Origin of the sequence: Palleronia sp. LCG004 (assembly GCF_032931615.1) — a bacterium.
Lineage (GTDB): Bacteria > Pseudomonadota > Alphaproteobacteria > Rhodobacterales > Rhodobacteraceae > Palleronia.
Genome location: NZ_CP136759.1, coordinates 1,658,806 through 1,670,853, shown reverse-complemented (window position 1 = coordinate 1,670,853; position 12,048 = coordinate 1,658,806). Strand labels below are relative to the sequence as shown.

Sequence of the window (12,048 nt, the reverse complement as noted above, 5' to 3'; positions counted from 1 at the left end):
GAACGCGCTGCGCGCGAACGGAGAAGTCATGCCTTGCGGACCGATCGAAGGAGCGGCGGATGTTCGGATTCACGAAGCGGGCGAAGGATGGCCCCAATGAGGCGAAGGCCAGCGCGACGAGCGCGCTGCACGTGCCGGCGATCGCCTACGGGGCCTCCGGAAGGGTTGCCTGGACACCGCGCGATACCGCATCGCTGACGCGGAACGGTTTTCAGGGCAACCCGGTCGGCTTTCGTTGCGTGAAGATGATCGCAGAGGCCGCGGCTGCGCTGCCTCTGGTCCTTTACGGCGAGGAAGGTCGTTTCGAGACCCATCCGATGCTGACCCTCGTGCGGAGACCGAACAACGCGCAGGGGCGCGCGGAGCTTCTGGAGGCGCTGTTCGGACAGATCCTCCTGTCGGGAAACGGGTTCGTCGAGGCGGTGGGGGATGGCGGACTGCCCGTTGAACTCCACGTGCTAAGATCCGATCGGATCTCGATCGTTCCGGGGGCCGATGGCTGGCCGGTTGCCTATGATTATTCGGTCGGGGGGCGAAAGCACCGGTTCGACGTCGTGAACGGCGTATCGCCGATCTGCCATGTGAAGAGCTTTCATCCCCAGGACGATCATTACGGTCTGTCGCCGATGCAGGCGGCGGCGACCGCTCTCGACGTCCATAATTCCGCATCGCGATGGTCGAAGGCGCTGCTCGACAATGCGGCGCGGCCATCGGGGGCGATCGTCTATCAGGGTGGTGACGGGCTTCTCGCACCCGAGCAGTACGACCGGCTCGTGAGCGAGATGGAAGCCCATCACCAAGGTGCGAGAAATGCCGGTAGACCGATGCTTCTCGAAGGGGGGCTCGACTGGAAACCGATGGGATTCTCGCCCTCGGACATGGAGTTCCAGCAGACGAAGGAGGCGGCCGCGCGCGAGATCGCTTTGGCCTTCGGCGTTCCGCCGATGCTGATGGGGATCCCGGGCGATGCGACCTACGCGAATTACGCCGAGGCGAACCGGGCATTCTATCGGCTCACCGTTCTGCCACTCGCCAACCGTGTCGTGGCGGCGATGAGCCACTGGTTGTCGATCTTCGCGAACGAGGAAACGGAACTGCGGGTCGATCTCGACCAAATTCCGGCACTAGCGCTCGAGCGCGACGCCCAGTGGCGACGGATCGCGGAGGCTGAGTTTCTTACCGATGCCGAGAAGCGGGCGATGCTCGGACTGGCCAGTGAATGACGAAAGGGAGCGAAGCCATGGATCTGGAGAGAAAGTTCTGCTCCTCGACGAGTGACCTGACCGTGACGGATGGAAGCCTGATCGAAGGATATGCGTCCCTTTTCGGTGAACTCGACCAGGGTGGCGATGTGGTCGCGAGGGGTGCCTATGCCGCGTCTCTTCAGGCGCTCGCCGCGCGGAAGTCGCGGGTGAAGATGCTTTGGCAGCACGATCCGTCGCAGCCGATCGGCGTCTGGGACGAGGTCCGGGAGGATGCCACCGGCCTCTATGTGCGGGGGCGGATCATCGAGGAGGTCGATCGAGGTCGGGAGGCGAAGGCCCTCGTCCAGGCGGGCGCGATCGACGGTCTGTCGATCGGCTACAGGACCCGCCGGGCGAGCAGGGACGAGAAGGGCCGTCGCGTCCTGACGGAGCTCGAACTCTGGGAAGTCTCGCTCGTCACGTTTCCGATGCTGGCCGAGGCACGTCTCGCATCGGCCAAGGCGGATGTCCTCGACCCACGACCGATGGAGTGCATCGCGGCGATCTTTCGGGATGCCGCAAGGGATCTCGCCGGTGGCTGAGCCGCGGCCAAGACTACGCAGAAAGGAGCTTGAGATGAGCAGAAGCGACACTGGACCCCGAGTGGAGGATCAATCGGAATTCGACCCGATCCTTCAGGTGAAGACCGCGATGACGGACTTCGTGCGCGAACTGCGCGGGTTCCAGACGGACATTTCAGAAAAGATGCAACAGCAGGAACAACGCATGAGCATTCTCGACCGCAAATCCAGGATCGCAGGCCGGCCGGCACTCGCCACGAATGCCGCCGATACCGGCGCGCCGCACCAGAAGGCGTTCGAGGCCTATATCCGCTGCGGCGACGACGATGCGCTGCGCGGGCTCGATATCGAAAGCAAGGGCCTCAATACCGCGGTCGCGGGCGATGGCGGATACCTTGTCGATCCGCAGACCAGCGCGTCGGTGCAGACGGTGCTGCGCAACACCGCGTCGATCCGCCGGATCTCGAATGTCGTGAATGTGGAATCGACTGCGTATGACGTGTTGATCGACACGACGGATGTCGGGGCTGGCTGGGCGACGGAAACGGGTTCCGTGAACGAGACGGGTACGCCGCAGATCGATCGCATCAGCATTCCGTTGCACGAGCTTTCCGCCCTGCCGAAGGCATCGCAACGTCTTCTGGACGATGCGGCGTTCGATATCGAGGGATGGCTTGCCGCCCGGATCGGCGACAAGTTCGCCCGGGCCGAAGCCGCGGCCTTCATCGTGGGCGATGGAAACGAGAAGCCGCGGGGGATCCTGAGCCACCCAACGGTCCCCAACGACAGCTGGGCCTGGCAAAGCCTCGGTTACGTCGCCACCGGCAAGGATGCGGCATTCGAGGATGCGGATGCGCTCGTCGATCTCGTCTATGCGCTGGGCGCGCAGTACCGGGCCAACGCGACATTCGTCATGAATTCCCGCACGGCCGGCATGGTGCGCAAGATGAAGGATGGCGACGGGCGGTTCCTCTGGTCCGACGGGCTTGCCGCCGCAGAACCGGCAAGGCTGCTCGGCTATCCGGTTCTCATCGCCGAGGACATGCCCGACATCGCCAGCGGTTCGCTCTCGATCGCTTTCGGAGATTTCGCCGCCGGTTACACCGTAGCGGAACGCCCGGATCTTCGGATCCTGCGCGATCCGTTCAGCGCGAAGCCTCATGTCCTCTTCTACGCGACGAAGCGCGTGGGAGGCGACGTCAGCGATTTCGCGGCGATCAAGCTGCTGAAGTTCGCGACGAGCTGAGCCCACCAAACCCGAACGGCTGCCCGGGATCGAAGCCGAGCCCGGGCGGTCGGAGACGTGCCGAATCGATGTACTGCAAGACGTGACGATCGGACCCGATTGCCGCGTCGGGAGACACCATAATGTATCTGACAGAGCCGACCAGGATCGCGGACGCGGATCTGCCCATGGAGCAATTCCGTGATCATCTGCACCTTGGCACCGGGTTCTCGGACGACGACGCGCAGAACCTCATCCTCATCCGGACGCTGAGATCCGCCATCGCGCAGGTCGAGATGCTCTGCGGCAAGGCCCTTCTGGCGCGCGACTTCATCTGTATCGCGCATGCCTGGAGCGATCTGAGCCGGACTGTCCTTCCCCGTGCGCCGGTCGTCCGGTTGGACGCGCTGACGATCGTGGACGCCGACGCGACACACCATCTCATCAAGCCTGACCGATACGGTATCGAGCGCGACATCCACCGGCCTGAACTTGTCGCCCGCGGCTTCGCGTTGCCGCAGATCCCGGTCGGTGGTCATGCGGAGATCCGGTTTCACGCTGGATACGGCACCGGCTGGGATGAAATTCCGGCGGACCTCTCCCTCGCTACGATGATGCTCGCCGCATCTCACTACGAGGATCGCACCGCGCTTGGATCGATCTCGCCCGGTGTTCAGAGCATGCTCGCCCCTTATCGGCCGCGTCGCCTCTTGGGGGGATTCTAGATGAGCGGCCCCAAGCTCGCACGCAACCTGTCACTCGAGACGCCGCACAGGGTCGCGGACGGTCAGGGCGGATATACCGAGCACTGGGAGAAGCTTGGCAATCTGTGGGGACAGGTCAAGGCAGGGTCGGGGAGGGATGTCTCGGGGCTGGATGCGGAGATGAGCCGCGTGCCGCTTCGCATCACGGTGCGCGCCGCACCGCAGGGTGCCCCGTCGCGACCGAAGGTCGGGCAGAGATTTCGCGACGGGATGCGGGTCTTCGAGATCGTCGCCGTGACCGAAAGCCGGGACGGTTCGAAATATCTTGACTGCAATGCACTGGAGGAACTGGCGACATGACCTATGCGATCGCCGCTTCGCTTCAGAAAGCGATCTACCGGCGACTCTCAGACACGGCCGCATTGAGAGACATCGTCGACGAAGCGATCTACGATGCGGTGCCGACAGGCATCCTTCCCCCGATCTACGTGACGCTCGGAGAGGAAACGGTTCTCGACCGATCCGACAAGGACGCGTTCGGAGCGTGGCACGACTTCACCGTCTCCGTGATCGCGGATCAGCCCGGCTTTCACCGAGCGAAGCAGGCGGCTGCGATGATTTCGGACGCGCTGCTGGCCGGGCAGCTCGATCTCGATCGCGGAGTTTTGGTCGGTCTATGGTTTCTCAAGGCGCAGGCGCGCCGTGCAGGCAAGGGCGACCAACGACAGATTGACCTGCGCTTTCGGGCGCAGGTGTCGGACACGATGGCATAGAGGAGTGACGGACATGGTAGCACAGAACGGCAAGGATCTTCTCATCAAGCTCGATCTGGATGGACAAGGCAATTTCGAGACGATCGCCGGGCTTCGGGCGACGCGGCTCTCTCTCAATGCCGAACAGGTCGATGTGACGAGTGTCGAAAGCACAGGCGGCTGGCGCGAATTGCTTGGAGGTGCGGGCGTCAAATCGGCGTCGATCTCGGGGTCCGGGATCTTCAAGGATGCCGACACCGACGAGCGGACGCGCCAGATATTCTTTGCCGGCACGACACCGAAATTCCAGGTGATCGTTCCCGATTTCGGAGTGATGGAAGGGCCATTCCAGGTTTCGTCGGTCGAATATGCCGGCAACCACAACGGAGAGGCCACGTACGAGCTCTCGTTGTCGTCGGCGGGCGCACTGGAATTCCGGGCGCTTTGATGGCCAATCCGCATGCAGGTGAGGTCGAGCTGATCCTCGACGGCAAACGTCATGTCGCGAAACTGACCCTCGGCGCGTTGGCCGAGCTCGAAGGGCGCCTGGGTGACGGCTCGCTACTGGCACTGGTCGAGCGGTTCGAACAGGGGCGTTTCTCGAGCCGCGATACCCTCCATCTTGTCGTTGCGGGTTTGCGCGGTGGGGGATGGCGGGGCGATGTCGAGGACCTTCTGAGTGTCGAGATCGCAGGAGGACCGATCGAGGCCGCGCGGGTCGCGGGTCGATTGCTTGCGCGTGCCTTTGCGAGGCCGGAGCAATGAAGGCGACCTTCGACTGGCCGGGGCTGATGCGCGCGGGGATGCGTACCCTAGGTCTGCGACCGGCGGAGTTCTGGGCGCTGACGCCCGCCGAGCTTTGGTTGATGATGGGGCTAGACGCAGGGCCCATGCCGCTCGGGCGGGAACGGCTCGCCGAGCTCTCGGCAGCATTTCCAGACGAGAGGCGGATATGATGGACGAGTTCGATTTGGACGGTCTCGATTCCGATCTGCAATCCATAGAGGGGACGATCGGATCGACGCGTGTCGTGCTCGACGCGTTCGACACCGAAGTCAGGGCCATGGGGTCCACCGTGGCGGAAACGGGGCGCGAGGTCGGATCGCTGTCGCGGGGGCTGTCGCAAGGCCTGAAGAAGAGCTTCGAGGGGCTCGTCTTCGACGGGGACAAGCTGAGCGATGCCTTGAAGGGCGTCGCCCGAAGCATGATCGATGCCACTTTCAAGACGGCCGTTACGCCGGCGACGTCGCAGGCAAGCGGTCTTTTGTCGGCGGGACTGCAAAACGTCCTGGGCAGGGTCATGCCGTTCGCCGATGGCGGTGCCTTCAGCCAGGGACAGGTGATGCCGTTCGCGAAGGGTGGCGTCGTTTCCCAGGCGACGCGCTTTCCCATGCGCGGCGGCCAGGGCCTCATGGGCGAAGCGGGGCCCGAAGCGATCGTCCCGCTGAAGCGCGGGGCCGATGGACGGCTCGGCATCGCGGGGGGCGGGCGTGCGCCCGTTCACGTGACGATGAACATCTCGACGCCAGATGCGGAAGGTTTCCGGCGTTCGCAAAGCCAGATCGCGTCGCAGATGAGCCGCGCGCTTGCCCGCGGTCAGCGCAATCGCTGATCGTTGCGCCCGATCCGTGCGGACCGCGCGGAGAGATCGGATCCCGCAAACTTCGAACGATCATACGGCCCGCCGCGGCGGCTGCCTGCTGCCGCGGCGATGGAGAAGGAGTCCCCGACAATGTCATTTCACGATGTAAGGTTTCCGACCGATCTGAGCTTCGGTGCAATTGGCGGGCCGGAACGGCGAACGGAAATCGTGACGCTCGCCAACGGGTTCGAAGAGCGCAATACGCCATGGGCACATTCGCGCCGCAGGTTCGATGCGGGGCTCGGGCTCAGATCCCTTGAGGATATCGAGAAGGTCATCGCGTTCTTCGAGGCGCGACGCGGTCAGCTGCATGGGTTCAGGTGGAAGGACTGGTCGGACTTCAGATCGTGCCCTGCCGGATCCGAGATTGCGAGCGATGATCAGCAGATCGGGATTGCCGATGGAACGACGCGTGAGTTCCAGCTGACGAAGGCTTACGGAGAGGGAGACGCGGCCTATGTCAGGCCGATCCAGAAACCGGTCGCGGGAAGCGTAAGGATCGGCATCGATGGCGAGCGGCTGGAGGTGGGCGAAGGCCATTCAGTCGATTTTGAAACGGGTCGGGTCCTGTTCGACGCTGCGCCGAAGGCCGGAGCGAAGATCACCGCGGGGTTCGAATTCGACATCCCGGTGAGGTTCGATACCGATCGCATCGCCACGTCGATCGCGACGTTTCAGGCGGGTGAGATCCCGGACATTCCCGTTGTCGAGGTTCGCATCTGATGTCGTTGGACAAGGATCTGCTCGACCATCTGCGTTCGGGAACCACCACGCTTTGCAGGTGCTGGCGCGTCAAGCGCGCTGACGGGATCGTCCTGGGGTTCACCGATCACGATCTTTCCCTGACCTTCGACGGCACGACCTTCCGACCCGATGAGGGACTTTCGGCCCGCAACCTCGAGCAGACGACAGGTCTCGCCGTCGACAATTCGGAAGCGGTGGGCATCTTGAGCAGTGCGGGGATCAGCGAGGTCGACATTCTCGCCGGTCGGTTCGATGGTGCGACGATCGAAGCATGGCTGGTGAATTGGCGTAACGCTTCGCAACGCCATCCGCTCTTTGTCGGCGAAGTGGGAGAGATCCGCCGTTCGGGGGGGGCGTTCACGGCCGAATTACGGGGACTGACCGAGGCGCTCAATCAGCCTCAGGGCAGGATCTACCAGACACCATGCGCCGCGATCCTGGGCGACACCGCATGCGGGGTGGATCTGTCGCGTCGTGACCTGTCTGTAGAGGCAGAAATCCAGCGGCTTCGCGGCGGGATCGTCGTCGAACTTGAGCGGCTCGCGGCTTACGCTCCGCGCTGGTTTGAACGCGGAACGCTGCGTGTGCTGACGGGCAGCGCAGCGGGCGATGCGCGCGTCATTAAGAACGACATCCTGACCGGCAGCGGCCGAAAGATCGATCTTTGGGAGAGCATTCGGGGATCGCTTCGCACAGGCGACCGGGTTCGTCTGACGGCAGGGTGCGACAAGAGCCTGTCCTGCTGCCGCGAGAAATTCTCGAACACCGTCAATTTTCAGGGGTTCCCCCATCTGCCCGGTGAGGATTTCCTGATGGCCTATCCGCGGAGCGGTGATGGCGAGAGGGGCGATCGATGACGGCATTCATCGTCGATGCCGCAAGGACCTGGATCGGCACTCCGTATGTGCATCAGGCAAGCTGTCGCGGGGCCGGTGCCGATTGTCTCGGCTTGGTTCTGGGCGTTTGGCGGGACGCCGTCGGGCCCGAGCCGGTGATCTTGCCGCCCTACACGCACGATTGGTCCGAACCGCAAGGCGACGAAACCATGTGGCGCGAGGCGGACCGCCTCTTGAGGCCTGCCATCGGGGGGACATGGATACCGGGTCAGATCCTGCTTTTCCGGATGCGCGACGCCGGGATCGCCAAGCATCTCGGTATCGTCGCGAGCACCGCGGACGGGCCGAGTTTCATCCATGCCTATAGCGGACACGGTGTCATCGAATCTCCGCTTTCGCAGCCGTGGAAGCGTCGCGTCGTCGCGCGTTACGAATTTCCGACGAGGGAGCATTAGATGGCTACGATCATTCTGGCGGCGGCCGGAGCGGCAGCGGGTGCTTCCTTCGGAGGGGGCGTCATCGGCGTCGGATCGGCACTGGTCGGCCGCGCAGTCGGGGCGACGCTTGGAAGGGTTGTCGACCAATCCGTGCTGGGTACCGGGAGCGACCCCGTCGATGTCGGTCGCGTGGACCGCTTGCGGTTGACCGGGGCGGGAGAAGGTCACCCGATCGCCCGCATCTTCGGTCGGATGCGGATCGGGGCGCAGGTCATATGGGCGTCGCCCTTCAAGGAGCATGTCGATACGACCGGAGGAGGAGGAAAGGGGGCCCCTGCGTCACCCGAGGTTCGACACTACAGCTATTCGATCTCCGTCGCCCTGGGCCTTTGCGAGGGGGTAATCGGTCGGGTCGGTCGGATATGGGCGGACGGCCGAGAGGCCGACCGGACGACGCTCGACCTGCGGGTCTATGAAGGACGCGCCGATCAGCATCCCGATCCGGTCATCGAGGCATTCGAGGGGGTCGGCAATGTCCCGGGTTACCGGGGACTCGCCTATGTCGTGATCGAGAATCTCGATCTGACGCCCTACGGCAATCGTCTGCCGCAATTCACGTTCGAGGTCATCCGGCCGGGGCAGGAGGACGACAGCCCCGAGCTAACCGATATGAGCCGACAGGTCAGGGCCGTGGCCCTGATGCCCGGCACGGGGGAGTACGCGCTCGCAACCACGCCGGTGAGGATCGACCTGGGGCCGGGTGAAGGCGCGTATCAGAACGTGAACACTCCATCCGGGCGGACGGACTTTGCCGTTTCGCTCGACGCGCTGACGGGTGAATTGCCGCTCTGCGGATCGACCTCTCTCATCGTGTCATGGTTCGGGGACGACCTCCGGTGCGGCCGGTGCACGATCGCACCGAAGGTCGAGCAGAAGGTGCATGACGGGGTCGAGATGGCATGGCGGGCGGGTGGTATCGGACGCGAGCAGGCGTCAGAAGTACCGCGGCGCGACGGCTCGGTCGTCTATGGCGGCACGCCCGCCGACGCCTCGGTCATCGAGGCGATCCAGGCGCTGAAGGCCGCTGGGCAGGCCGTGATGTTCTATCCCTTTATCTTGATGGAGCAACTGGACGGCAATGCGCTACCAGATCCCTATGGCAGGAAGGAGCAACCGGCGCTGCCGTGGCGTGGTCGGATCACTCTCGATCAGGCACCGGGAACGCTCGGCAGCGAGGACGGTAGCGAAGATGCAGAGACAGCGGTCTCCGCATTCTTCGGATCCGCGGATGTCGGCGATTTCGAAGCAGACGCGGCCAACAGGACGGTCTCGTATATCGGTCCTGCGGCCTGGCGATATCGACGCTTCATCCTTCACTATGCCCATATTTGCCGCCTTGCGGGCGGCGTCGATGCCTTCTGCATCGGATCGGAGATGCGGGGGCTGACGTCGATCCGTGGAACACACGGGTTTCCCGCAGTGGACGAACTGATCCGTCTGGCTGCCGATGTTCGTTCGATCCTCGGTTCGGAAACCAAGATCAGCTACGCTGCGGATTGGAGCGAGTATTTCGGGCATCACCCGCAGGACGGATCGGGGGATGTTCATTTTCACCTCGATCCCCTTTGGGCCGATCAGAATATCGATTTCATTGGCATCGACAACTACATGCCCCTTTCGGACTGGCGTGCCGAAGAGGACCATGCCGACGCCGAATACCGATCGATCTACAATCTCGATTATCTAAAAAAGAACGTCATGGGGGGCGAAGGCTACGACTGGTTCTATGCCACCCCGGATCATGCGCGCGACCAAATACGAACGCCGATCACCGATGGATCGTATGGAGAGCCATGGGTCTATCGCTACAAGGATCTGCTGAGCTGGTGGTCCCGGCCGCATCACGGTCGGACGAACGGCAAGAGAGACGGAGAGGCGTCGCCCTGGATCCCGAAGAGCAAGCCGATCTGGTTCACCGAACTCGGATGCGCGGCGATCGACAAGGGGACCAATCAACCGAACAAGTTCCTGGACCCGAAATCCTCCGAATCTTCGCTCCCGAGATACTCTGACGGGCGCCGCGACGATTACATGCAACTTCAGTATCTCCGGGCGATGCATGAGTTCTGGCGCAACCCCGAGGTCAATCCGGTATCGTCCCTCTATGGCGGACCAATGGTCGACATGTCCCGGGCGCATGTCTGGGCATGGGATGCCCGGCCGTATCCGCAATTTCCCGGAAATCCGGAGATCTGGGACGATGCGGCGAACTATGCGCGCGGACATTGGATCACGGGACGGTCGAGCAATCGCGCGCTTGCATCGGTCGTGCGCGAAGTCTGCATAAGATCGGGTGTCGATGCCCTGGAGCTTGGCAGGTTGCACGGGGTGCTGAGAGGGTATCAGGTCAACGACCTCGGTGATGCGCGACAGGCGTTACAGCCCCTCATGCTCGGTTTCGGCTTCGATGCGATCGAGCGGGACGGCCGGCTGCTCTTCCAGTCGCGCGACGGTCGGGTCGCGGCGCGACTGGACGAGGCGCTCGTGGCCTTGAATGGCGATCTCGATGGCGATGTCGTGTCGATCCGCACTCCCGAGGCGGAGCGTGTCGGACGGCTGAAACTCAATTACGTCGGGGCGGACAACGACTTCGAGATACGATCGGCCGAGGCGGTCTTTCCCGGAGACCGCGCAATCGGGGTCTCGCAATCGGAGCTTCCGATCCTGATGACCGGCGGGGAGGCGCGCGCCACGACCGAGCGCTGGCTCGCGGAAACGCGGATCGCGCGCGACCGGTTGCGCTTCGCGTTGCCTCCTTCCATGCTCGGTATCGGCGCGGGCGATGTGGTCGAGATCGCGGGGGGGCGCTTTCGCATCGATCATGTCGATCAGGCTGACGGGCAGTTGATCGATGCCGTGCGGGTCGAGCCGGAGATCTACGAGCCGAGCCTTGCAGTCGAAGATCATGTTCGGGTTCGCAGGTATACTGCCCCGACTCCTCCCGAAGTGCTTTTCATGGATCTTCCGATCCTGACGCCGGACGATATTCCGCATGCACCCTATGTCGCTGCGACCCAGCGGCCCTGGGCGGGAGCGGTCAACATATTCTCTGCACCCGAAGATGCGGGATACCGGCTCGATACGACGCTTGCCGGTCCATCGGTCATCGGCGTTACGGAATCTGCGCTGGGAGCGGCCCTGCCGGATCGACCGGATCGTGGCGAACCGCTTCGCATTCGTTTCGTGCGCGGCGATCTGGAAAGCATCTCGGACGCGGCTCTTCATGCCGGCGGAAACGCAATGGCGATAGGGCTGCCCGACGCGGATCACTGGGAGGTTCTACAGTTCAGGGATGCGCGTCTCGTGGGTCCGCGGACCTACGAGGTTGCGTATCGGCTTCGCGGGCAGTTGGGAACCGATGCGATCATGCCGCCAAACTGGCCCGCGGGATCGCGGGTAGTGCTGCTGGGGGCGAACCTGAAGCAGATCGGTGTGAAGGCCACGGAGCGCGGGCTCGAGAAGTTCTACCGCGTCGGCCCTGCATCGAAGCCTATATCCGATCCGAGCTACCGGTTGCACCGAAGAGAATTCGAGGCCGCAGGGCTTAGGCCCTTCGCGCCCGTTCACCTTCGCGCAAGCCGAAATGAGGGCGGTATCGAGCTGTCCTGGATTCGGAGAACCCGGCTCGACGGAGATAGCTGGAGCGGCATCGACGTGCCACTCGGTGAGGATCGAGAGAGCTACACGTTGCGGATCTCGAAGGACGGTCATGTCATCAGGACCGAGACCGTCGATGCGCCGCACTGGAGTTATTCCCCGGAGATGCGGAAATCGGATGGCGTTACGCGGCCATTCGTCGTCGAGGTGGCCCAAAATTCGATAAGCGTCGGCCCAGGCCCCTTTCGTCGCATCGTCATCGACTGAGGGGCGGCGGCTCCTCCGA

Annotated in this window: 14 protein-coding genes; all 14 read left to right on the top strand. The window is 63.4% G+C overall.

The genetic code is table 11. From position 1 onward, the window contains the following. Nucleotides 1-59: 59 nt before the first annotated feature. The 14 genes from RVY76_RS08040 (at nt 60) to RVY76_RS07975 (ending at nt 12,029) form a co-directional block, all read left to right on the top strand. Nucleotides 60-1,223, top strand: a complete 1,164-nt coding sequence (locus RVY76_RS08040; RefSeq protein ID WP_317373365.1) for a phage portal protein — start codon at nt 60-62, stop codon at nt 1,221-1,223. 17 nt (nt 1,224-1,240) lie between these two features. Continuing rightward, nucleotides 1,241-1,786: an HK97 family phage prohead protease gene (locus tag RVY76_RS08035; RefSeq protein ID WP_317373364.1), complete on the top strand. Its 546-nt coding sequence runs from the start codon at nt 1,241-1,243 to the stop codon at nt 1,784-1,786. Between the two features lie 34 nt (nt 1,787-1,820). After that, nucleotides 1,821-3,011: a phage major capsid protein gene (locus RVY76_RS08030; RefSeq protein ID WP_317373363.1), complete on the top strand. Its 1,191-nt coding sequence runs from the start codon at nt 1,821-1,823 to the stop codon at nt 3,009-3,011. A gap of 122 nt (nt 3,012-3,133) precedes the next feature. Further along, complete coding sequence (locus tag RVY76_RS08025; RefSeq protein ID WP_317373362.1) at nt 3,134-3,715, top strand: hypothetical protein; 582 nt, start codon at nt 3,134-3,136, stop codon at nt 3,713-3,715. Beyond that, nucleotides 3,716-4,054, top strand: coding sequence for a head-tail adaptor protein (locus tag RVY76_RS08020; RefSeq protein WP_317373361.1), 339 nt, complete (start codon nt 3,716-3,718; stop codon nt 4,052-4,054). Further along, entirely contained in the window at nt 4,051-4,467 is a 417-nt protein-coding gene (locus RVY76_RS08015) for a DUF3168 domain-containing protein (RefSeq protein ID WP_317373360.1), read from the top strand. Before RVY76_RS08020 ends, RVY76_RS08015 begins: the two co-directional genes overlap by 4 nt. A gap of 13 nt (nt 4,468-4,480) precedes the next feature. Continuing rightward, nucleotides 4,481-4,894, top strand: a complete 414-nt coding sequence (locus RVY76_RS08010; protein WP_317373359.1) for a phage major tail protein, TP901-1 family — start codon at nt 4,481-4,483, stop codon at nt 4,892-4,894. Continuing rightward, a complete protein-coding gene (locus RVY76_RS08005) occupies nt 4,894-5,211 on the top strand; it encodes a gene transfer agent family protein (protein ID WP_317373358.1) in 318 nt (105 codons plus the stop codon). The genes RVY76_RS08010 and RVY76_RS08005 overlap by 1 nt, the downstream gene beginning before the upstream one ends. Beyond that, nucleotides 5,208-5,402: a rcc01693 family protein gene (locus tag RVY76_RS08000; RefSeq protein WP_317373357.1), complete on the top strand. Its 195-nt coding sequence runs from the start codon at nt 5,208-5,210 to the stop codon at nt 5,400-5,402. Before RVY76_RS08005 ends, RVY76_RS08000 begins: the two co-directional genes overlap by 4 nt. Beyond that, nucleotides 5,399-6,058 carry a phage tail tape measure protein gene (locus RVY76_RS07995; RefSeq protein WP_410795984.1) on the top strand — a complete coding sequence of 220 codons (660 nt, stop codon included), beginning with the start codon at nt 5,399-5,401 and terminating at the stop codon, nt 6,056-6,058. Before RVY76_RS08000 ends, RVY76_RS07995 begins: the two co-directional genes overlap by 4 nt. Before the next feature lie 120 nt (nt 6,059-6,178). Continuing rightward, nucleotides 6,179-6,811 carry a DUF2460 domain-containing protein gene (locus RVY76_RS07990; protein ID WP_317373355.1) on the top strand — a complete coding sequence of 211 codons (633 nt, stop codon included), beginning with the start codon at nt 6,179-6,181 and terminating at the stop codon, nt 6,809-6,811. Continuing rightward, the gene (locus tag RVY76_RS07985; protein ID WP_317373354.1) at nt 6,811-7,689 is read left to right on the top strand and encodes a DUF2163 domain-containing protein; all 879 of its coding nucleotides are present in this window, start codon (nt 6,811-6,813) and stop codon (nt 7,687-7,689) included. Before RVY76_RS07990 ends, RVY76_RS07985 begins: the two co-directional genes overlap by 1 nt. Beyond that, nucleotides 7,686-8,123, top strand: a complete 438-nt coding sequence (locus tag RVY76_RS07980) for a peptidase (protein ID WP_317373353.1) — start codon at nt 7,686-7,688, stop codon at nt 8,121-8,123. The genes RVY76_RS07985 and RVY76_RS07980 overlap by 4 nt, the downstream gene beginning before the upstream one ends. Then, entirely contained in the window at nt 8,124-12,029 is a 3,906-nt protein-coding gene (locus RVY76_RS07975) for a glycoside hydrolase/phage tail family protein (RefSeq protein ID WP_317373352.1), read from the top strand. It begins immediately after the preceding gene. Nucleotides 12,030-12,048: the final 19 nt, after the last annotated feature.

Coding starts and splice junctions, on each gene's coding strand:
- RVY76_RS08040 (WP_317373365.1), top strand. CDS start 60: ATGTTCGGATTCACGAAGCGGGCGAAGGATGGCCCCAATGAGGCGAAG.
- RVY76_RS08035 (WP_317373364.1), top strand. CDS start 1,241: ATGGATCTGGAGAGAAAGTTCTGCTCCTCGACGAGTGACCTGACCGTG.
- RVY76_RS08030 (WP_317373363.1), top strand. CDS start 1,821: ATGAGCAGAAGCGACACTGGACCCCGAGTGGAGGATCAATCGGAATTC.
- RVY76_RS08025 (WP_317373362.1), top strand. CDS start 3,134: ATGTATCTGACAGAGCCGACCAGGATCGCGGACGCGGATCTGCCCATG.
- RVY76_RS08020 (WP_317373361.1), top strand. CDS start 3,716: ATGAGCGGCCCCAAGCTCGCACGCAACCTGTCACTCGAGACGCCGCAC.
- RVY76_RS08015 (WP_317373360.1), top strand. CDS start 4,051: ATGACCTATGCGATCGCCGCTTCGCTTCAGAAAGCGATCTACCGGCGA.
- RVY76_RS08010 (WP_317373359.1), top strand. CDS start 4,481: ATGGTAGCACAGAACGGCAAGGATCTTCTCATCAAGCTCGATCTGGAT.
- RVY76_RS08005 (WP_317373358.1), top strand. CDS start 4,894: ATGGCCAATCCGCATGCAGGTGAGGTCGAGCTGATCCTCGACGGCAAA.
- RVY76_RS08000 (WP_317373357.1), top strand. CDS start 5,208: ATGAAGGCGACCTTCGACTGGCCGGGGCTGATGCGCGCGGGGATGCGT.
- RVY76_RS07995 (WP_410795984.1), top strand. CDS start 5,399: ATGATGGACGAGTTCGATTTGGACGGTCTCGATTCCGATCTGCAATCC.
- RVY76_RS07990 (WP_317373355.1), top strand. CDS start 6,179: ATGTCATTTCACGATGTAAGGTTTCCGACCGATCTGAGCTTCGGTGCA.
- RVY76_RS07985 (WP_317373354.1), top strand. CDS start 6,811: ATGTCGTTGGACAAGGATCTGCTCGACCATCTGCGTTCGGGAACCACC.
- RVY76_RS07980 (WP_317373353.1), top strand. CDS start 7,686: ATGACGGCATTCATCGTCGATGCCGCAAGGACCTGGATCGGCACTCCG.
- RVY76_RS07975 (WP_317373352.1), top strand. CDS start 8,124: ATGGCTACGATCATTCTGGCGGCGGCCGGAGCGGCAGCGGGTGCTTCC.